Consider the following 20,719-nt stretch of genomic DNA (forward strand, 5'->3'; position numbering starts at 1 on the left):
AACTTCAAAGGATTACTTCGGAAAATCAAAGAAGAAGTTCTTTGGCTTAAAATTTTACTGGAAATAATCATTAGACAAAAACAATTATTTCCAGTAAATATTAGTTCATAAGGATTAACTATTTAGAAAAATCTTCACGGATCATATATCGATAAACCGTTGGGGGTGCGCAAAACGTATTAATTTTATACTCACTAATCACCCTCAGCATATCCGCTGGGCTAAACTTTTCGTGATCGTAAACAAACACGGCTCCACCTGCCAACCATTGTCCGTAGAGTTTCCCCCAAACAGCTTTTCCCCATCCGGTATCAGCCACGGTCAGGTGCAAATCATTTTCTTCGATACAGTGCCAATACGATGCGGTAGTGATATGACCCAAAGGATAGGTAAAATCATGTGCCACCATTTTCGGATTACCGGTAGTTCCCGATGTAAAATAGAGCAATGAAATATCCGTATTTTTTGAAGGGCATTCCGCTGGTTGAAACGGAGAAGCCTGCTCAATCCCTGTTGTAAAGTTCTTCCACCCCTCTCCGCCTTGAGGCCCAATAGAGATTCGCGTTTCCACCGTTGGAGATTCGTTCATGGCCAGATCAACTTCTTTTAGAACACCTTTATCATCAACAGCCACAATCGCCTTAATCCCGGCTGCATTATTTCGATAAACAATATCTTTCTTTTTTAACAGGTGAGTTGCTGGAATGCAGGTTGCTCCCAGCTTATGCAATGCAATAATCGAAAACCAAAACTCAAATCTTCGTTTCAAAATCAGCATCACCTTGTCGCCAGGCCCAATACCCTGAGATTGGAAATAAGAAGCTGTCTGATCGCTATATTCTTTCAAATCTGCAAACGTAAAATTCCGGTGTTCACCCCCATCGTTTGTCCATACCAAAGCTATTTTGTTTGGCTCAATGCGGGCGTATTCGTCAACAACGTCATATCCAAAGTTAAAATTAACCGGAATTTGAATTTCCAGATTATTGTTAAAGTCTGAGAGCGTGTCGAAGCCTGTTTTTTTTAAAAATTTCTCACTCAATATCATACTAACGTATTAAAAGGCACTACAATGGATTCCTCTACCCTCCCTTTTCAAATCTCAAAATCACACACACGCGCGTGAAATCAATTTCAGCAAAAATAACACATTAAAACACCTGTCAAATGCACAATTACTGGCAATATCTTGATATTCTCAGTTCATCAAATTCTACGAAAGGGAAAGTCGAGAAATCATTTACTTTAAGGTTGCCCAAATTTAACAATTATATCCAGAATTAAACCTCGAAATTATCTACTGTAAAGGAAGCCAATAAGAACAAAAGTGTTAATCACTCAAATTCAATCCCTTAAAATAAACTTGCTACTTTTTAGACTAAATAAAAGAGGCTGTCCAAAAACAAATGGGCAGCCTCTTCTCTTCGTTCAGTAATTATTTCTATCCCAAAAACGAGATCAAAACTCCAGCAGCAACGGCCGAACCAATTACTCCTGAAATATTACTGGCCATACAATATTGTAGAACGTGATTCTTTGAATCGTACTTCAGTGCAATTTCATTGGCTACACGAGATGCCATTGGAACAGCACTTAATCCGGTAGCTCCAATTAGCGGATTAATCTTTTTCTTTGCAATCAGGTTATAAACTTTGACAGCAAAGATTCCTCCTGCAATTGAGATCGCAAAAGCAATAAAGCCACCTACGATGATCATAATCGTCTGCGTATTCAAGAATACCTCAGCCGACATCGTCGCTCCCACAGTAAGCCCAAGGAAGATGGTTGCTGTGTTCATAATCGAACCTGTTGCTGCATCTGACAAACGAGCAACAGTTACCCCGACTTCTTTTATTAGGTTACCAAAAAGCAACATGCCGAGCAGTGGCACGGAGGATGGCACAAATATGGAGATCACAATTCCCAACACAATAGGGAACGCGATTTTCACGGATTTTAAGTTCTTAATCTTCTGCTTGGCAGGATATAATTTATCCATTTCCTTCATGTTTATTCGCAATTCCTTTTCGGAACATAATACCCGGGTAACCAGAGGAACAATTACGGGCACTAAAGCCATGTACGAATACGCGGCAATTGCAATAGGCCCCAATAAGTGAGGCGCAAGCATAATTGTTGTATAGATTGCCGTTGGGCCATCAGCACCACCAATAATACCCAGCGAAGCTGCTTCAGCAGGAGTAAACCCAATCGCAATGGCAGTGATTAATACTGAAAAAATTCCTATTTGAGCTGCAGCTCCAAAGAAAGCCAGACGCAGGTTTCTCAACATCGGCCCAAAGTCGGTTAAAGCGCCGACTCCCATAAAAATAATAGGTGGTAAAAATCCCGTTTTTATCAGCGAATAATACAGGAAATTCATAATTCCATGATCGTGGGCAATCTCAAAAAGGTTTTTATAGTGATGTTCATCAATTTGGATATTCTCTGCTGAAACAACTGCCATACCTCCTCCAGGAAGGTTTGCTAAAATTAATCCGAACGCAATTGGTATTAACAACAGAGGCTCATACTTTTTCTTTATACCCAGGTATAAAAGCAAAGCTCCGATTACTAACATCAAGATTGTTCCGGGTCCATTAACAATCTCCTGGATGGCAGTCATTTGATAGAGTTTCTCTATTATAGACATATTCAGGATTTTCTGTTATTGGATTTTTATTAAAACGTCGTCTTCTTCAACTTCGGAACCAGTGGCAAATGCAACTTCAACTACTTTACCTGACACATCTGATTTTATAGCGTTGAAAGTCTTCATTGCTTCAACGTAACCAACCAAATCACCGACTTTAATCTCATCGCCGACTTTAATAGCCGTTTCCGAGCTTTCTTTTGTCAGATAGAATTTGCCTTCAAGTGGTGCCAAAATCTCTTTTGCGTTTCCATTAACGGTTGGTGCGGGCGCCGAAGCAGGTGCTTTTTCGGTCGACGCAGGCGCAGCCGATTCAACTGTTCCATTCTCCCCATAGGCAACTGACACTTTGAATTTCTCACCGTCAACGTCCACAATCATTGATGATGGATTAAAATTAGTCGGAGCTGCCGCAGCAGGTACTTCTTCTTTTTTCGTTCCTTCCAACAAGCCTGCTCCTTCTTCACGTTTTTTAGCCAAATCAGCTTCAAAAGCCTTTTTAGCTTCACCTGACTTATAAGCACGATATTGCTCCGGATGCATAGCTAATTCGAATAACTCTTCGTCGTCCTGACCGTAATCCCATCCCTTTTCATCCATTTCCTTGCGGAATGTATCTAGTGCATCAGGATATAAGCTTTGTGGTTTATCTGTAAATTCTTCTTTGCCATTTTCTTTAGCCAGGGCTTTCAACTCAGGAGCAAGTTTCCCAGGTAATTTTCCTCCTCTACCCATCAACATATCCCAAATATTATCAGCAATCATACTCCAGCGTTCTTTGCCTTTTTCCAATTGCATAACATTCATCATGGCCAAATTCTTCACATACTGGCTATATGGAGTTACCAACGGTGGATATCCAACCATTGGCCAAATATGCTCAACTTCGTGAAACAGTTTAACTAACAAGTCATCCTGTGTCAACGTAGGTTTATTATTCTTTGTTTTCCACTTGTTGATGCTCGATAGGTTGCTTTCCAAATCGGCCATTAACGATCCCATCATTCCTCCCGGCAAACCAGGGCCAATAAGCAAGGAGTTCATGAAGCGATTCTTTGGATTGATGTAGTATCCCAGGAAATCCTCGATGAAACTCTGAGTTAAACCTCTAACTTTCATGTAAGCGTCCATGTTAATTTTGGGAACATCAAATCCTGCATCTTCCAACATCGCATGAACGGCCAACAAGTCAACGTGCCCGGTACCCCATGAAAGTGGCTCCATGGCAACATCAACATATTCAACACCGGCACGACAAACTTCAAGAATAGAAGCCAGTGCGAAACCTGGACCTGAATGAGAGTGATATTGAAGCGGAGTATCTGGATGAAGTTTTTTAATTCCTGTAACAATTTTACCTAACCATGCCGGACGTCCGATACCTGCCATATCTTTCAAACAGATTTCATCAGCTCCACCTTTAATTAAGGTATCGGCAAGCTTCACGTAGTATTCAACTGTGTGTACTTTCGAATAGGTTAAACTCAACGCTGCCTGCGCTATCATCCCGCCTTCTTTGGCATACTTGATCGAGTCTAAAATATTACGAGGATCATTTAAACCACAAAACGGACGGGTAATATCTGTGCCCTGTGCTTTTTTCACCTTGTACATCATTTTTCGAACATCAGCCGGAACAGGGCTCATTCGAAGACCGTTCAACGAACGATCTAACATGTGAGTTTGAATACCGGCATCGTTGAAAGGTTGTGTCCATTTGCGGACAGCATTATTTGGGTTTTCACCAAAAAGCAGGTTGATTTGCTCAAAGCCACCACCATTTGTCTCCACTCGGTCAAAACATCCCATTTCAATAATGTGTGGTGCTACTTTTACTAATTGATCTACGCGTGGCAGGTATTTTCCTGACGACTGCCACATATCGCGATAAACCAATGAAAATTTGATTTTTCTCTTTTCCATAAGGCTATAATAATTTTATATGGTTTTTTATTGGGTTGCTAGAAAGTTTGGATTGAAAAACGCTTAAAGCTTTTCAATTTTTGTAACGTGTCCTTTCCCTTCGGTAACTGTCTTTACAGCTGAAACAATAGCTACGACTTTTTTGCGATTGAAGTCAGTAGCCTGGCTGGCTACTTGTTGAACTTTCTTACTTACTTCTTCGGGGAGGTATTTATTGACAAAACGTATAATCAAATTACCGATTAAAACAACTAACGACAGAATTAGAAACACAGTAATCATTCCTATTCCCATCAATTGCAATGCAAATCCTAAGTCACTCATCTTTTCAATATTTTTTTAAAAAATTCTTCCCATGATATGGATCGATAACAATGATACCAATTTTTTAACCGAACAAAAATGTTTAAAAATATATGCGAAATACAATTATTAATTAATTAACATTGATTTTTATCATTTCGAAATCCATCAATACATGTAGACATACAACCAAACAACAAACATTCTCAAATCCCAATAGCAAAGCCGAAACCAAGGGATTTTATCATTTAATAGATTTCAGAAAATAATAGTTTTTTATCGCTTTTTAGACCTGTTTTTTTCAGCCTCCATAAAGTTAAACTTATCCACGACAAATACATTGAATATCGTCACTCTTCTTTTAGGACTGTTCTTGCTTTACGAACCAAAATGCTTTATTCTTATGATTTAATCTCTATTTTTAGAGAACTTAAAACTTAACTATTCACTATCAATCTAATTAAATACTCTATTTGAAAAATCAGACGAAACGTTCGATTTCACGAAGACGTTTTCTTAACACGGCAGCCATTGGAATGGCCGGCATTACTTTTTTTCTTCAATAAATGCGTGTACATCACAAACTGCGGCAGATGACAGTATTCGCCTTGGCTTTATTGGTATGGGACGACAATCTATATTCCTTTTAAATGGATTCATGCAAGTTCCGAAAGTTCGTGTTGTTGCAGGGTGCGACGTTTACGGACGCAAACGTCAGCGTTTTGAAAACATCGTAAATGAATTCAACACAAATAATAGCATTGAAGAGGAAGTAAAAACCTACGAGAGATACGAAGATTTACTTCAGCGTGACGACATTGATGCCGTTGTAATTGCTGTACCCGACCATGCCCATGCAATGATAGCCATTGCTGCTTGCCAAGCAGGAAAAGATGTTTATTTGGAAAAGCCAATGACCTTTACCATTAAAGAAGGACAGGAGCTAAAACGAGTAGTTCGCGAAACGAACCGGATCTTAGGCATTGGAAGCCAGCAACGGTCAGACCCTAGATTTCAGCATGCTGTTAAAATGGTTCAGTCCGGCAGGTTAGGAAAAATGCAAAAAGTAAATGCCTATGTTGGTGCTCCGCCAACACCTTACGATCTACCGAAGGAATCTGTTCCGGAAGATTTAAATTGGAATCGTTGGTTGGGACCACTACCTGACGATATTCATTTCAATAATGAGTTGAATCCACCAATTTCGCTTGATCCGGTCGAAAATGAAAAAATATGGGGTGCTTGGCGCTGGTACAAAGAAATGGGTGGCGGCTTCACAACCGACTGGGGAGCTCATATGTTTGACATTGCTCAATGGGGACTCGGAATGGATCGAAGCGGACCGATAGAAATATCTCCGATAGGTGATGGCACTGAATTCATGATGTTTAAATATGCAGATGGGGTTGTTATGACCTCGGAACCATTTGATGAGAAATTAACCAAAGGGGTGAAGTTTTGGGGTGAAGATGGGTGGATTGAGGTATCACGTGGTCACTATTTGGCTTCTGATGACTCATTATTACCTCCCGAATCAGCAAGCGCCGTTGATGATGACACTCCCTATGAGACTAAAATTCCTCATCAAATCAACTTCATCGAAGCTGTCAAAAACCGGGTTGACCCAATCGTTCCGGTAGAAATTGGACACAGTTCGTGTACCGTTTGTACATTAGGCAATATTGCCTGTGACCTAAAACGCACAATTAAATGGAATCCCGAAACTGAAACCTTTGTAGATGATGAAGATGGAGAGGCAACTGCTAAATTGCATTACCATTATCGTGATGGATGGAATTTACTGTAGTGTTTAAATATTTCTTTCTTGAAGCTGTCTTGCATAAGGCAGCTTTTTTTTACGCAAAAAAAAAAAAATCGAACCTATTATCAAGCACAAAGTTTTACGAAACCACAGGTCATAATTGAGAGTACATAAAAGAAAACCACAAATAAAAAGGAGGTAATTATGTCTGAAAGCGTTTATAAAATTGTAGAACTGGTTGGCACCAGCAGTGAATCATGGGAAAAAGCAGCTGCAAATGCTATTTCCAAAGCAGCTGGATCGCTACGTGAATTGCGTATAGCAGAGGTATCCGCTATGGATATGCACATCAACGACGGCAAAATTGAAAGCTATCGTACTAAAGTGAAGGTGTCGTTCAAGTTTGACGGACATCATTAAAAATCACAACAGATCTAAAAATCTGCTTACAGGATGGAAGAACAACTTTCATCCTGTAAGCATACGGAGAGAAAAATGAAGCTAAAAATCAGTTCTCAACCATCCACAAGTAGTGCGAATAATTTAGTGTCATGTTTCGAGTCTTTAACAATTTGTGATAGAAGCGAAACCGAATATATCAAATAGGTCCGTGACCTTAAGCCTTTAATGTAATTCCGTATTGCAGATCTTGTCAAAGATTAACAAAAGCCCTCGATTTCCAACAGTTAAAGGCAAAAAAAAGCCGCTTCGAAAAAATCGAAACGGCTTTAAATATTATAAGTAAGAATTAAGCTTCAGCTGTTGGTCCTCCAAAGTTCATCGGTGGAACCATTGGATTGCCACCGCTAACTTTTATTGACCCATGTTGTTTCTCAAACTTGTCAACATTGTCCTGCAAAGCTAACAAAAGACGTTTTGCATGTTCCGGAGTGAGAATCACCCTGGATTTAACGTTCGCCTTTGGAACTCCCGGCATTATGCGTACAAAGTCGAGAACAAACTCTGAACTGGAGTGAGTAATAATAGCCAGGTTCGAGTATGTTCCCTGAGCCACTTCTTCACTCAACTCAATGTTCATCTGATTTTTATTCTTATTTTCTGACATAATTAATTCTCCTAATTTTGACGTTCAGTTTCCTTCACATCAACGATTCGATCATACTCTTCGCGAGATCCAACTACCAAATTCTTGTATTCTTTCAATCCAGTACCTGCAGGAATCAGGTGACCACAAATAACGTTTTCTTTCAATCCGTCTAAGTAATCAACTTTTCCCTGAATAGCTGCCTCGTTCAATACTTTGGTTGTTTCCTGGAATGATGCAGCAGACAACCAACTGCGTGTTTGAAGTGCGGCACGTGTAATACCTTGGAGAATTTGACTTGATGTTGCTGGAATCGCATCACGAGATTCAACTATTTTCTTGTCTTTACGACGTAGAACTGAGTTTTCATCTCGTAAACGACGTGCAGTAACAATCTGCCCAGCACGCAACTCCGAATCACCCGGATCAACGACAACTTTCTTGGCGTAAATCCAGTCATTTTCATGAGCGAATTCGTTCTTGTCAACAATTTGTTTCTCGAGGAAGCGAGTATCACCAGAATCAATGATTTCAACTTTACGCATCATTTGACGAATAATCACCTCATAGTGCTTATCGTTAATACGCACACCCTGCATCCGGTAAACGTCCTGTACTTCGTTCAAAATATAATCCTGAACAGCAGTAGGTCCTTTAATCGCCAGGATGTCAGAAGGCGTAATTGCACCATCAGACAATGAAATACCAGCTCGAATGTAATCATTCTCTTGCACCAGAATCTGTTTAGAGAGTGGTACCAGATATTTTTTCACTTCGCCGCCTCGTGATGTTACGATAATTTCGCGGTTACCACGTTTAATTTTACCGAATGAGATCTCTCCATCAATTTCAGAAACAACAGCTGGGTTAGATGGGTTACGAGCCTCAAACAACTCGGTTACACGTGGAAGACCACCGGTAATATCACCTGCTTTTCCAGAAGCGCGAGGTATTTTAACCAATACCTGACCGGCTGTAATGGTATCTCCATCACTTACTGAAATGTGTCCGCCTACCGGCAAGTTATAAGTACGAATCACGTCACCACTTTCGTCAAGGACTTTTAATGATGGGTTTTTCGTTTTATCACGGGTTTCAATAATTACTTTCTCTTTATAACCGGTTTGTTCATCCGACTCTTCGCGGAAAGTAACTCCGTCGATCAAAGCTTCGAATGCAACTTTACCTTTAAATTCAGAAATAATCACCCCGTTATATGGATCCCATTCACAAATCTTTTGTCCTTTAGTTACTTCTTGTCCATTCTCGATGTACAATTTCGAACCATAAGGAATGCTATGATTTGACAGTGGGATTCGAGTATTTTTATCAATAATTTTCAATTCTGCCAAACGTCCGATCACGATTGAGGTCTTATCTCCGGTTTCGTCCTTCGTTTCCACTGTACGAAGCTCTTCGATTTCAGCAATACCGTCGTAACGAGATTCAACCATCGACTGAGATGAGATGTTACCAGCAATACCACCAACGTGGAAGGTACGAAGCGTCAGCTGAGTACCAGGCTCGCCGATCGACTGTGCAGCAATTACACCGACAGCTTCACCGCGTTGAGCAAGATTACCTGTTGCCAAATTTCGTCCGTAACATTTACTACAGACACCATTTTTGGCCTCACATGTTAATACTGAACGAATTTCAACACTCTCAATTGGTGAGTCTTCAATTTTCTGCGAAATTTCTTCAGATATTATCTCTCCTGAAGAAATAATTAAATCTCCGGTAAGAGGATGATAAACATCGTGAACCGTAGTCCGACCGATAACACGCTCAGAAAGCGATGCGACAATTTCTTCGTTATTCTTGATAGCAGAAGCGATCAGTCCACGCAACGTGCCACAATCTTCATCGGCCACAATCACATCCTGCGAAACATCGACCAAACGACGAGTCAGATACCCTGCATCGGCTGTTTTCAGGGCGGTATCCGCCAAACCTTTACGAGCACCGTGAGTAGAAATAAAGTACTCCAATACGGAAAGGCCTTCTTTGAAGTTTGCCAAAATCGGATTCTCAATAATCTGCGCTCCTGTAGAACCGGACTTTTGAGGTTTTGCCATCAATCCACGCATTCCACAAAGCTGACGAATCTGCTCTTTAGAACCACGGGCACCGGAGTCAAGCATCATATACACAGAGTTGAAACCCTGTCTATCGGTACTCAACGTTTTCATTACCGAGCTAGTCAGCTTGGCATTGGCATGGGTCCAGACATCAATCACCTGATTGTATCTTTCATTATTGGTAATGAATCCCATGTTATAGTTGGCCATCACTTCTTCGACTTCCTGATAACCGGCTTCAACAATACCAACTTTATCTTCCGGAATAATAACGTCGTTTAGGTTGAACGACAGACCACCATGATAAGCAGCCTTATAACCCAAATCTTTCATATCATCCAGAAATCGCACAGTAGTCGCGTTTCCAGCTTTTTTGAAAATATCGGAAATAATTGTACGTAATGACTTCTTTGTCAACAACTCGTTGATATAACCAGCTTCACGAGGAACCACCTGATTAAATAACACACGTCCTACAGTGGTTTCAACGATATGTTTGAAGTACTCACCATTATCATCAACATCTTCCACTTTTACTTTAATAATGGTGTGCTTTTCTAAACGGCCTTCGTTGTAGGCAATAATAACTTCCTCTGATGAGTAAAAAGTCATTCCTTCACCGATAGCACCCTCACGTGGTTTTGTCATATAATACAGACCCAAAACCATATCCTGAGAAGGTACGGTAATCGGAGCACCATTCGCAGGGTTTAGTAAGTTATGAGAAGCCAACATCAACAATTGTGTTTCCAAAATTGCAGCATTTCCCAATGGCAAGTGAACCGCCATCTGGTCACCATCGAAGTCGGCATTGAAACCGCTACAAACCAATGGGTGTAGCTGAATCGCCTTTCCTTCGATCAATACAGGTTGGAATGCCTGTATTGACAAACGGTGAAGGGTGGGTGCACGGTTAAGCATTACCGGGTGTCCTTTCAATACGTTTTCAAGGATATCCCAAACCACCGGATCTTTACGATCGACAATCTTTTTAGCAGACTTAACGGTTTTTACAATGCCACGTTCAATCAACTTACGAATAATGAACGGTTTGTAAAGCTCTGCAGCCATATCTTTTGGAAGACCACACTCATGCAATTTCAACGTTGGTCCTACAACGATTACTGAACGAGCAGAATAGTCAACACGCTTACCCAACAAGTTTTGACGGAAACGCCCTTGCTTACCTTTCAACGAATCAGAAAGTGATTTCAAGGCACGGTTATTTTCCGTTTTAACGGCGTTCGATTTACGCGAGTTGTCAAATAATGAATCAACTGCTTCCTGAAGCATCCTTTTCTCATTACGAAGAATTACTTCGGGCGCTTTAATTTCGATTAATCGTTTCAACCGGTTATTACGGATAATAACACGACGGTATAGGTCATTCAAATCGGAAGTAGCAAAACGGCCACCATCCAATGGCACCAACGGACGTAAATCCGGTGGAATTACTGGAACAACTTTTACAATCATCCATTCCGGACGGTTGATATTTTTGCTCGCACGGAAAGCTTCAACAACCTGCAAACGTTTTAATGCTTCGTTTTTACGTTGTTGTGATGTTTCGGTGCTGGCTTTATGTCTTAAATCATACGAAAGTTCATCCAGCTCGATACGCTCAAGCAAACCATAAAGGGCTTCAGCTCCCATTTTGGCAATGAACTTATTTGGATCGTCATCATCCAAATATTGATTTTCTTTTGGAAGCGTATCCAAAATATCCAGATACTCTTCTTCCGTTAAGAAATCCAATTTTTTAATTCCATCCTGGCCTTTTATACCCGGTTGGATGACAACATATCTTTCGTAATAAATAATCGTATCTAGCTTCTTAGTTGGTAATCCAAGTAAGTAACCAATTTTGTTTGGTAATGATTTGAAGTACCAGATATGCGCCACAGGAACAACTAATGAGATGTGCCCCATGCGCTCGCGTCGTACTTTCTTTTCAGTTACTTCAACTCCACAACGGTCACATACGATCCCCTTGTAACGAATACGCTTATATTTACCACAATGACACTCATAGTCTTTTACGGGCCCGAAAATCCGCTCGCAGAACAAACCATCTCTCTCTGGTTTATAAGTTCTGTAGTTAATGGTTTCAGGTTTTAGTACCTCTCCGTGCGAACGTTCTAAGATCTCTTCAGGAGAAGAAAGACTAATCGCTATTTTGGCAAAATTACTTTTAACTTTATTGTCTTTTCTGAATGCCATATATCGATGTATATTTAAATCAAGTTAATAATAGGACTGCGGTGTAACCCAGAAATTAATCCAAGGTAACACTCAAACCAAGTCCACGTAATTCGTGGAGCAATACATTCAATGACTCAGGAATACCTGCTTGTGGCATTGGTTCTCCTTTTACAATTGATTCGTATGCTTTAGCACGACCCAGTACATCATCCGACTTCACGGTCAGAATTTCCTGAAGGATATGAGAAGCACCAAATGCTTCAAGTGCCCAGACTTCCATCTCTCCAAAACGCTGCCCTCCAAATTGTGCTTTACCACCAAGAGGCTGCTGCGTAATTAATGAGTATGGTCCAATAGAACGGGCATGCATTTTATCTTCAACCATGTGCCCCAGTTTCAACATATAGATAATTCCTACAGTTGCTGGCTGGTCGAATCGTTCTCCGGTTTCCCCATCATGCAAATATGCTTTTCCGTAAGCTGGCACACCTGCTTTGTCGGTATATGCAGTAACTTCTTCAAGACTTGCACCATCGAAAATCGGCGTGGCAAATTTCAATCCTAGTTCTTTTCCCGCCCATCCAAGAACAGTTTCGTAAATCTGTCCAAGGTTCATCCGCGATGGTACACCTAATGGATTCAGAACAATATCAACAGGAGTACCATCAGCAAGGAAAGGCATATCTTCATCACGAACAATACGTGATACAATCCCCTTGTTACCATGTCGTCCTGCCATTTTATCTCCAATTTGCAGTTTACGTTTTTTCGCAACGTACACTTTTGCCAATTGAATAATTCCGGCTGGAAGCTCATCTCCAATGGTTACGTTGTAACGTTTACGACGAGCAACGGCCTCATGCTCCTTATATTTTTGGATATAATTAACAATTAGTCTGAAAATCAAATCATTTTTCGACTGATCGGTAGTCCACTTGCTTGGGTTAACTGTCAAGAAGTCTATTTCCTGAATTTGTTTCAAGGTGAACTTAACACCTTTCGCAATAATATCACCACCGTAATAATCTTTTACACCCTGGCTGGTTTTACCATTCACCATGCTGAAAAGCTTATCTTCCAGTTTCGCTCGCAATGCACTTACTGCGCGTTCAAGTTCTTCATCAATTTGATCAAGCAATGGCTTAGTAGCCGCTTTACCTTTTTTATCTTTTACAACTCGCGAGAATAGTTTTTTATCGATAACAACGCCTTTTAATGACGGAGAAGCTTTCAACGAAGCATCTTTTACGTCACCGGCTTTGTCTCCGAAGATAGCACGAAGCAATTTTTCTTCGGGTGAAGGATCTGATTCTCCTTTTGGAGTAATCTTACCAATCATGATATCTCCCGGCTTAACATTCGCACCAACACGAATCAAACCAGCTTCATCCAGGTTGCGAGTGGCCTCTTCGCTAACATTTGGTATATCGGAAGTAAATTCTTCAACACCACGTTTTGTATCACGAACTTCAAGGGAATACTCATCTACGTGAATTGAAGTAAAAATATCTTCGCGAACTACTCGCTCCGAAATCACAATTGCATCCTCGTAGTTATATCCCTGCCATGGCATAAAGGCAACTTTCAGGTTACGTCCTAAAGCTAATTCACCACCTTGGGTAGCATATCCTTCAGTTAGTACCTGGCCTTTAGTTACACGCTGTCCTTTACCTACAATTGGCTTAAGATCAAGCGTTGATCCCTGGTTCGTTTTTTGATATTTTGGTAATTTGTAAGAAACGACTTCCGGCTCGAAACTAACGAACTTCTCATCATCGCTCATATCATACCGAACAATCACTTCATTCGCATCAACATACTCAATTACTCCTTCACCTTTAGCTGAAACGAGAACGCGTGAATCCCGAGCAGCACTACCTTCCAAACCTGTTCCTACAATAGGAGCTTCAGGTCTCAATAATGGCACTGCCTGGCGCATCATATTCGATCCCATCAATGCACGGTTCGCATCATCATGCTCCAGGAAAGTAATCAACGAAGCTGCAACTGATGCAATCTGGTTAGGGCCAACGTCCATCAACTGAACTTCTTCTTTTTCAACAACAGGATAGTCACCTTCAAGACGTGATTTTACTTTCTGATTGACAAAGTAACCTTCGTCATCAATCGGTGCATTCGCCTGTGCAATTACTTTTCCTTCTTCCTCTTCCGCTGTCAGGTAAACAACACCATCTTCTGATAAATCAACTTGTCCGTTCTCGACCTTACGATACGGAGTAGAAATAAATCCGAGGTCAGTTACTTTAGCAAAAACGCATAATGAAGAAATCAAACCGATGTTTGGTCCCTCTGGAGTTTCAATCGGACAAAGACGTCCGTAGTGAGTAAAGTGAACGTCACGCACCTCGAAACCTGCACGCTCACGCGACAGACCTCCAGGTCCCAGAGCAGACATACGACGTTTGTGTGTCATCTCCGCCAATGGATTCGTTTGATCCATAAACTGAGAAAGGGCATTGGTTCCGAAAAATGAATTAATAACCGATGACAAGGTTTTTGAATTGATCAAATCAATTGGAGTAAAAACCTCATTATCTCGAACATTCATTCGCTCACGAATAGTCCGGGCCATACGTGCTAATCCAACACCAAATTGGTTATACATCTGTTCGCCAACTGTACGAACACGACGGTTACTCAAGTGGTCAATATCATCAACATCCGTTTTAGCATTAACCAGCTTGATTAAATATTTGATAATCTCTATAATATCTTCCTTGGTCAGTACCTGAGTATCCATCTCAATATTCAAGCCCAACTTCTTGTTGATACGGTAACGTCCTACTTCTCCTAAGTCGTAACGCTTTTCAGAGAAAAATAATTTATCAATTACATCGCGTGCAGTCGCTTCGTCTGGTGGTTCAGCGTTACGCAACTGGCGATAAATATGCAAAACAGCTTCTTTCTCCGAGTTACACGGATCTTTTTGAAGCGTATTATATATAATTGCAAAGTCTTGCAGATTCTGATCTTCTTTATGCAACAAAATTGTTTTGGTGCCTGAATCCAGAATTTCTTCAATATGATCATTTTCAATGACGGTTTCGCGGTCGATGACCACTTCATTCCGCTCGATCGAAACAACCTCTCCGGTATCTTCATCAACAAAGTCTTCAACCCAGGTTTTCAAAACACGGGCGGCTAACTTTCTTCCTACTACTTTCTTTACACCGGATTTGGATACCTTAATTTCATCAGCCAATCCGAATATTTCAAGAATATCTTTATCGCTTTCGTATCCAATGGCCCGCAACAATGTAGTTACAGGTAATTTCTTTTTACGGTCGATATAAGCAAACATCACCGAATTGATGTCGGTTGCAAACTCGATCCATGACCCTTTAAATGGAATAATACGTGCCGAATAAAGCTTTGTACCGTTAGCGTGCAAACTTTGCCCGAAGAAAACCCCCGGAGAACGATGTAGCTGTGAAACAACAACACGTTCGGCTCCGTTAATAACGAAAGTTCCTCTTTCTGTCATGTAAGGAACAGTTCCCAAATACACATCCTGAATAACCGTGTCGAAATCTTCGTGTTCAGGATCAGTACAGTACAACTTTAATTTTGCCTTAAGCGGAACGCTAAAGGTTAAACCTCGTTCAATACATTCTTCAATCGCGTACCTTGGCGGGTCAACCTGGTAGTCTAGAAATTCAAGAACGAAATTATTTCGAGTATCCGTGATTGGAAAGTTTTCTTCGAAAACCTTGTATAGGCCTTCAACGGTTCTGTTTTCAGGAGTTGTTACCAACTGAAAGAAATCGATGAATGACTTTACTTGAACTTCCAGGAAATCAGGATAATCAAATTTAGTTTTTGTGGAAGAGAAACTAATTCTCTGATTTTCAGTATTTAACGACATGTATCAACAAAATTAAGTGAACTTAATACATCAATATACAAAAAGGCTTAGAACCCCACTTATGTGAGGTTCTAAACCATTATTCAGACCATTCTTAAAGGTCTTAAGTCTCTTATTTAAGTTCAACTTCAGCTCCAGCTTCTTCTAACTGACTTTTTAATGCTTCTGCTTCGTCTTTTGAAACTTTTTCTTTGATTGCTTTAGGTGCTTCGTCTACAACAGCTTTCGCTTCCTTAAGACCTAAGCCTGTCAATTCTTTAACTAACTTCACAACTGCAAGTTTTGAACCACCAGCTGCTTTTAAGATTACGTCGAATTCTGTTTGCTCTGCAGCTCCAGCTTCTTCACCACCACCAGCGGCAGGTCCAGCTACAGCTACAGCAGCTGCTGCAGGTTCGATTCCATATTCTTCTTTTAAAATGTCAGCTAATTCATTGACGTCTTTTACAGTCAAGTTTACTAACTCTTCTGCAAGTGCTTTTAAATCTGCCATTTCTTCTTAATTTTTATGCTATAAAATTGTAACTAAATTTATTCTTTTTCTGAAAGTGTCTGAAGGATTCCATGAATTTTGTTTCCTCCTGATTGCAATTGACCAATAACTGTTTTCATTGGTGATTGTAACAGGGCAACCAAATCTCCAAGTAATTCATCCTTAGACTTAATTGTTGATAATGCTTCTAATTGGTTTTCGCCAACATAAACTGATTCTTCAACATAAGCCGCCTTCAATAATGGCTTTTTATGTACTTTTGAAAATTCTTTGATCAGTTTAGCGGGAGTATTTCCAACTTCACAAAACATGATTGAAGTACTACCTTTGAGAGAGTCGAAAAGCTCGTCTGTATTCTTCTCAGAATTTTCTAACGCTTTTCTTAATAGTGTATTCTTAACTACAACCAGCTTTACATCTTTGGTAAAACATAGGCGCCTTAAACTACTAGAGTCTTCTGCATTAAGGTCAGCAATATCCGCCAGGTAAAAGTGATTGTAAGAATTGATCTGCTCAGTCAGATTGTCAATAATCGTTAATTTTTCTGATCTTTTCATCTTGCAATATTTTACTAGTCAGTAACTGACTTTAATTCGACTTGAATTCCAGGACTCATTGTGCTTGACAGGGAAATACTTTTTACGTAAGTACCTTTCGCTGCAGTCGGTTTCAATTTGATAATGGTGTTGATAAACTCATGGGCATTTTCAACAATTTTATCAGCAGTAAAGGAAACTTTACCAATTGAAGTGTGAATAATACCAAATTTATCTACTTTAAAATCAATTTTACCTTGTTTAACTTCACCGACAGCTTTGCCAATATCCATAGTCACGGTTCCGCTCTTTGGATTAGGCATCAAGCCTCTGGGTCCTAAAACCCGACCTAACGGGCCAACCTTTCCCATAACTGGAGGCATGGTAATTACCACATCGAAATCAGTCCATCCGCCTTTGATTTTCTCGATGTACTCATCAAGACCAACAAAGTCAGCACCAGCTTCTTTGGCTTCTGCCTCTTTGTCAGGCGTAACCAACGCTAATACACGGACTTCTTTACCAGTTCCATGGGGTAAGGATACAACGCCTCGAACCATCTGATTGGCTTTTCTCGGGTCTACTCCTAAACGGACATCAATATCAACTGACGCATCAAACTTTGTAAAAGTAATTTCCTTCAGCAAAGATGCAGCATCAGATAGTGAATATATTTTATCCTTTTCAAGTTTCTCCTGAGCAAGCTTTCTATTTTTTGTAATTCTGCCCATTTTTAAAATTTTAATTAGTTATTTGATGGAAATTGACCTGTTACGTTAATTCCCATGCTTCTGGCAGTACCAGCAACCATTTTCATAGCAGATTCCACTGTGAAACAGTTTAAATCAGACATTTTAGATTCTGCAATCTTTTTTACCTGATCCCAGCTTACTTTACCCACTTTTTTAACATGTGGTTCAGCTGATCCTGATTTCAATTTAGCGGCTTCTAGCAATTGAATGGCCACTGGGGGTTGTTTAATTACAAAATCAAACGATTTATCCGCATAAACAGTAATAATTACAGGAAGCACCTTACCAGCCTGGTCTTGTGTCCGCCCGTTAAACTGTTTGCAGAACTGCATGATATTAACCCCTTTGGCACCTAATGCTGGTCCTACCGGAGGTGAAGGGTTAGCTGCACCCCCCTTAATTTGTAACTTAATTAATCCAGCAACTTCTTTAGCCATAATAAAATCAATAAAAATTTAACTACTCCTTTTCAACTTGCATAAAGCTAAGTTCCAAGGGTGTTTTACGTCCAAAAATTTTGACCATCACTTTCAACTTCTTCTTCTCCTCATTGATTTCTTCAATGATTCCGTTGAATCCGTTAAAAGGACCATCAGTAACTTTCACAGTTTCACCAACAACATAAGGAATGTTCATTTCCTCATCATTTTCAGCCATTTCATCAACCCTTCCTAAGATACGGTTAACTTCAGTCTGACGCATTGGTACAGGATCTCCTCCTTTGGTGTCACCTAAGAATCCGATCACGTTGGTAATACTTTTCAACATGTGTGGAATCTCACCTACCAGAGCAGCCTCTAACAAAAGATAACCAGGAAAGAAGTTACGCTCTTTGCTCACCTTTTTCCCGTTACGGATTTGATAGACCTTTTCAGTTGGAATTAGTACCTGTGAAACATACTCTTGAAGCCCAGCATTTGCAATTTCGCTTTCGATATATTCTTTTACCTTCTTTTCTTTCCCACCAATAGTCCTAAGAACATACCATTTTTTTACAATTTCGCTCATGTAGATTCTCCAATCGTATTAATAAAATAAACTGTACACAAAGTTCATAATGTTCTCAAAAGAGATGTCCATTACGAATACAACAAGTGCTATAATAAAGGAAGCAACCATAACGATAAATGCACTGTTTTGCAACTCTTTCCAAGTTGGCCAAGAAACTTTATGAACAAGCTCATTATAAGCTTCTTCTAAGTATAATTTAAGTTTCATCAATATTGTGTTTTAAGTTGTCAGATGGCAGGAAATCGAACCTACTTTATAAAAGCATAAAAAACTCCCTATTGAGTTTCATCCGTAAAGAGTCCCGAACCCTTCGGTCCGGGACATCCTACTCTTATTTCTTTCTTGTATTATTCTACAATTTCAGTTACCTGACCGGCACCTACAGTACGTCCACCTTCGCGGATTGCAAAACGTAGACCAGTATTCAATGCCACTGGGTAAATCAAGCTTACGTTGATTGTTACGTTATCGCCAGGCATTACCATTTCACGTCCTTCTTCCAAGGTAATCTCTCCAGTTACGTCAAGCGTACGCAAGTAAAATTGAGGACGGTATTTATTATGAAATGGAGTGTGACGTCCACCTTCTTCTTTTTTCAATACATAAACCTCAGCTTTAAACTTTGTGTGAGGAGTGATTGAACCTGGTTTAGCCAAAATCTGTCCACGTTTGATTTCTTTTTTGTCAACACCACGAAGCAACAAACCAACGTTGTCACCAGCTTGACCATCATCCAAAATCTTACGAAACATCTCAACACCAGTACAAACAGTTTTACGACCTTCAGCACCTAAACCAATCAACTGAAGCTCATCACCAGTATGAACAACACCTGTTTCGATACGGCCGGTAGCTACAGTACCACGACCTGTAATTGAGAATACATCCTCAACCGGCATCAAAAATGGCTTATCAATATCACGAGGAGGAAGCGGAATCCAAGTATCACAAGCATCCATCAATTCAAGAACTTTTTCTTCCCATTGTGGTTCTCCATTAAGAGCACCAAGAGCAGAACCTTGGATAACAGGAGCGTTGTCACCGTCGAATTCATAGAAATCCAATAATTCACGAATCTCCATTTCAACTAATTCCAACAATTCTGGGTCTTCCACCATGTCAACTTTGTTCATGAAAACAACCAATCTTGGCACGTTTACCTGACGAGCTAACAAAATGTGTTCGCGTGTTTGTGGCATAGGACCATCAGTTGCAGCTACTACAATAATAGCTCCGTCCATCTGAGCAGCACCAGTTACCATATTCTTAACGTAATCGGCGTGACCCGGACAATCTACGTGTGCATAGTGACGCGTAGCAGTTTGATACTCAACGTGAGCAGTATTAATAGTAATACCACGTTCTTTTTCTTCAGGAGCACTGTCGATTGAATCAAATGATTTAATCTCAGAAAAACCTTTTTTTGCTAATACTGTTGTAATAGCAGCTGTCAGGGTAGTTTTACCATGGTCAACGTGGCCAATAGTACCAATGTTCACATGGTCTTTATCCCTATTAAAATGTTCTTTAGCCATAACTCGTAATTATTAATTATCTTTTTTCTATTTATTTATCAGTGAGCCGAGGACGAGAATTGAACTCGTGACCTCATCCTTACCAAGGATGCGCTCTACCCCTGAGCTACCCCGGCAACGAATAATTTCGTTTTAAAAATTGAGCGGGAGACGAGATTCAAACTCGCGACCCTTAGCTTGGAAGGCTAATGCTCTATCAGCTGAGCTACTCCCGCAAAAAACCCCGTAAATATCAGCTTCCTATTTCAGAATTCCAAATTAAAACCACTGTTATTCGGAAACTATATTAAAAGAGTTGTGGGGAGAGCAGGATTCGAACCTACGAAGACATAAGTCAGCAGAGTTACAGTCTGCCCCAGTTGGCCGCTTTGGTATCTCCCCAACAATATTTTTAGAACGTTATGAGCCGAATCTCAGATTCGAACTGAGGACCCCGAGATTACAAATCACGTGCTCTGGCCAACTGAGCTAATTCGGCAACATTTTCTCCCCATTTTTTTGGTCAAATCAAAACCCCGGCAAACGATCAATTTCGTA

Annotated in this window: 16 protein-coding genes and 4 tRNA genes; 2 read left to right on the forward strand and 18 right to left on the reverse strand. The window is 40.3% G+C overall.

The window, feature by feature from the left end; all coding sequences use genetic code 11:
- Positions 1 to 118: 118 nt before the first annotated feature.
- The 4 genes from GR929_RS19630 to GR929_RS19645 form a co-directional block, all read right to left on the reverse strand.
- Positions 119 to 1,048 carry an AMP-binding protein gene (locus GR929_RS19630; RefSeq protein ID WP_201301068.1) on the reverse strand — a complete coding sequence of 310 codons (930 nt, stop codon included), beginning with the start codon at positions 1,046 to 1,048 and terminating at the stop codon, positions 119 to 121.
- A gap of 393 nt (positions 1,049 to 1,441) precedes the next feature.
- Complete coding sequence (locus tag GR929_RS19635) at positions 1,442 to 2,653, reverse strand: sodium ion-translocating decarboxylase subunit beta (RefSeq protein ID WP_159523093.1); 1,212 nt, start codon at positions 2,651 to 2,653, stop codon at positions 1,442 to 1,444.
- 15 nt (positions 2,654 to 2,668) lie between these two features.
- Positions 2,669 to 4,576: a biotin/lipoyl-containing protein gene (locus GR929_RS19640; RefSeq protein WP_159523095.1), complete on the reverse strand. Its 1,908-nt coding sequence runs from the start codon at positions 4,574 to 4,576 to the stop codon at positions 2,669 to 2,671.
- 63 nt (positions 4,577 to 4,639) lie between these two features.
- Positions 4,640 to 4,900 carry an OadG family protein gene (locus GR929_RS19645; protein ID WP_159523097.1) on the reverse strand — a complete coding sequence of 87 codons (261 nt, stop codon included), beginning with the start codon at positions 4,898 to 4,900 and terminating at the stop codon, positions 4,640 to 4,642.
- Positions 4,901 to 5,537: 637 nt separating this feature from the next.
- On the opposite strand from GR929_RS19645, the gene GR929_RS19650 reads away from it, so the two are divergent.
- Both GR929_RS19650 and GR929_RS19655 read left to right on the forward strand, forming a co-directional pair.
- Positions 5,538 to 6,686: a Gfo/Idh/MocA family protein gene (locus GR929_RS19650; protein WP_235934499.1), complete on the forward strand. Its 1,149-nt coding sequence runs from the start codon at positions 5,538 to 5,540 to the stop codon at positions 6,684 to 6,686.
- Between the two features lie 159 nt (positions 6,687 to 6,845).
- Positions 6,846 to 7,061, forward strand: a complete 216-nt coding sequence (locus GR929_RS19655; protein WP_159523099.1) for a dodecin family protein — start codon at positions 6,846 to 6,848, stop codon at positions 7,059 to 7,061.
- Between the two features lie 328 nt (positions 7,062 to 7,389).
- On the opposite strand, the gene GR929_RS19660 is transcribed toward GR929_RS19655, so the two are convergent.
- From GR929_RS19660 to GR929_RS19725, 14 genes are all read right to left on the reverse strand, one after another.
- Positions 7,390 to 7,707, reverse strand: coding sequence for a DUF3467 domain-containing protein (locus GR929_RS19660; protein ID WP_159523101.1), 318 nt, complete (start codon positions 7,705 to 7,707; stop codon positions 7,390 to 7,392).
- Positions 7,708 to 7,718: 11 nt separating this feature from the next.
- Positions 7,719 to 11,987: a DNA-directed RNA polymerase subunit beta' gene (rpoC, locus tag GR929_RS19665; RefSeq protein WP_159523103.1), complete on the reverse strand. Its 4,269-nt coding sequence runs from the start codon at positions 11,985 to 11,987 to the stop codon at positions 7,719 to 7,721.
- Between the two features lie 55 nt (positions 11,988 to 12,042).
- Complete coding sequence (gene rpoB / locus GR929_RS19670; protein ID WP_159523105.1) at positions 12,043 to 15,855, reverse strand: DNA-directed RNA polymerase subunit beta; 3,813 nt, start codon at positions 15,853 to 15,855, stop codon at positions 12,043 to 12,045.
- A 112-nt stretch (positions 15,856 to 15,967) separates the two neighbouring features.
- Positions 15,968 to 16,348 (reverse strand): 50S ribosomal protein L7/L12, encoded by a 381-nt coding sequence (gene rplL, locus GR929_RS19675; protein WP_159523107.1) that lies wholly within the window; start codon positions 16,346 to 16,348, stop codon positions 15,968 to 15,970.
- A 38-nt stretch (positions 16,349 to 16,386) separates the two neighbouring features.
- Positions 16,387 to 16,905, reverse strand: a complete 519-nt coding sequence (gene rplJ / locus GR929_RS19680; protein WP_159523109.1) for a 50S ribosomal protein L10 — start codon at positions 16,903 to 16,905, stop codon at positions 16,387 to 16,389.
- A gap of 14 nt (positions 16,906 to 16,919) precedes the next feature.
- Positions 16,920 to 17,615, reverse strand: coding sequence for a 50S ribosomal protein L1 (gene rplA / locus GR929_RS19685; protein ID WP_159523111.1), 696 nt, complete (start codon positions 17,613 to 17,615; stop codon positions 16,920 to 16,922).
- A 14-nt stretch (positions 17,616 to 17,629) separates the two neighbouring features.
- Positions 17,630 to 18,073: a 50S ribosomal protein L11 gene (rplK, locus tag GR929_RS19690; protein ID WP_159523113.1), complete on the reverse strand. Its 444-nt coding sequence runs from the start codon at positions 18,071 to 18,073 to the stop codon at positions 17,630 to 17,632.
- Positions 18,074 to 18,095: 22 nt separating this feature from the next.
- The gene (gene nusG / locus GR929_RS19695) at positions 18,096 to 18,644 is read right to left on the reverse strand and encodes a transcription termination/antitermination protein NusG (RefSeq protein WP_159523115.1); all 549 of its coding nucleotides are present in this window, start codon (positions 18,642 to 18,644) and stop codon (positions 18,096 to 18,098) included.
- A gap of 18 nt (positions 18,645 to 18,662) precedes the next feature.
- On the reverse strand, positions 18,663 to 18,854 hold the full coding sequence (gene secE, locus GR929_RS19700; RefSeq protein ID WP_235934501.1) for a preprotein translocase subunit SecE: 192 nt from the start codon (positions 18,852 to 18,854) through the stop codon (positions 18,663 to 18,665).
- A gap of 140 nt (positions 18,855 to 18,994) precedes the next feature.
- Positions 18,995 to 20,182: an elongation factor Tu gene (gene tuf, locus GR929_RS19705; protein WP_159523119.1), complete on the reverse strand. Its 1,188-nt coding sequence runs from the start codon at positions 20,180 to 20,182 to the stop codon at positions 18,995 to 18,997.
- 44 nt (positions 20,183 to 20,226) lie between these two features.
- A tRNA-Thr gene (locus GR929_RS19710) sits at positions 20,227 to 20,298 on the reverse strand.
- A 26-nt stretch (positions 20,299 to 20,324) separates the two neighbouring features.
- A tRNA-Gly gene (locus tag GR929_RS19715) sits at positions 20,325 to 20,397 on the reverse strand.
- Positions 20,398 to 20,480: 83 nt separating this feature from the next.
- A tRNA-Tyr gene (locus GR929_RS19720) sits at positions 20,481 to 20,563 on the reverse strand.
- A 23-nt stretch (positions 20,564 to 20,586) separates the two neighbouring features.
- A tRNA-Thr gene (locus GR929_RS19725) sits at positions 20,587 to 20,660 on the reverse strand.
- Positions 20,661 to 20,719: the final 59 nt, after the last annotated feature.

The organism is Sunxiuqinia indica, from assembly GCF_009847015.1.
Lineage (GTDB): Bacteria > Bacteroidota > Bacteroidia > Bacteroidales > Prolixibacteraceae > Sunxiuqinia > Sunxiuqinia indica.

Bases quoted from the DNA above. Each gene is read 5' to 3' on its own strand.
- GR929_RS19630 (WP_201301068.1), bottom strand. From the start codon at position 1,048: ATGATATTGAGTGAGAAATTTTTAAAAAAAACAGGCTTCGACACGCTC.
- GR929_RS19635 (WP_159523093.1), bottom strand. From the start codon at position 2,653: ATGTCTATAATAGAGAAACTCTATCAAATGACTGCCATCCAGGAGATT.
- GR929_RS19640 (WP_159523095.1), bottom strand. From the start codon at position 4,576: ATGGAAAAGAGAAAAATCAAATTTTCATTGGTTTATCGCGATATGTGG.
- GR929_RS19645 (WP_159523097.1), bottom strand. From the start codon at position 4,900: ATGAGTGACTTAGGATTTGCATTGCAATTGATGGGAATAGGAATGATT.
- GR929_RS19650 (WP_235934499.1), top strand. From the start codon at position 5,538: ATGCAAGTTCCGAAAGTTCGTGTTGTTGCAGGGTGCGACGTTTACGGA.
- GR929_RS19655 (WP_159523099.1), top strand. From the start codon at position 6,846: ATGTCTGAAAGCGTTTATAAAATTGTAGAACTGGTTGGCACCAGCAGT.
- GR929_RS19660 (WP_159523101.1), bottom strand. From the start codon at position 7,707: ATGTCAGAAAATAAGAATAAAAATCAGATGAACATTGAGTTGAGTGAA.
- rpoC (WP_159523103.1), bottom strand. From the start codon at position 11,987: ATGGCATTCAGAAAAGACAATAAAGTTAAAAGTAATTTTGCCAAAATA.
- rpoB (WP_159523105.1), bottom strand. From the start codon at position 15,855: ATGTCGTTAAATACTGAAAATCAGAGAATTAGTTTCTCTTCCACAAAA.
- rplL (WP_159523107.1), bottom strand. From the start codon at position 16,348: ATGGCAGATTTAAAAGCACTTGCAGAAGAGTTAGTAAACTTGACTGTA.
- rplJ (WP_159523109.1), bottom strand. From the start codon at position 16,905: ATGAAAAGATCAGAAAAATTAACGATTATTGACAATCTGACTGAGCAG.
- rplA (WP_159523111.1), bottom strand. From the start codon at position 17,615: ATGGGCAGAATTACAAAAAATAGAAAGCTTGCTCAGGAGAAACTTGAA.
- rplK (WP_159523113.1), bottom strand. From the start codon at position 18,073: ATGGCTAAAGAAGTTGCTGGATTAATTAAGTTACAAATTAAGGGGGGT.
- nusG (WP_159523115.1), bottom strand. From the start codon at position 18,644: ATGAGCGAAATTGTAAAAAAATGGTATGTTCTTAGGACTATTGGTGGG.
- secE (WP_235934501.1), bottom strand. From the start codon at position 18,854: ATGAAACTTAAATTATACTTAGAAGAAGCTTATAATGAGCTTGTTCAT.
- tuf (WP_159523119.1), bottom strand. From the start codon at position 20,182: ATGGCTAAAGAACATTTTAATAGGGATAAAGACCATGTGAACATTGGT.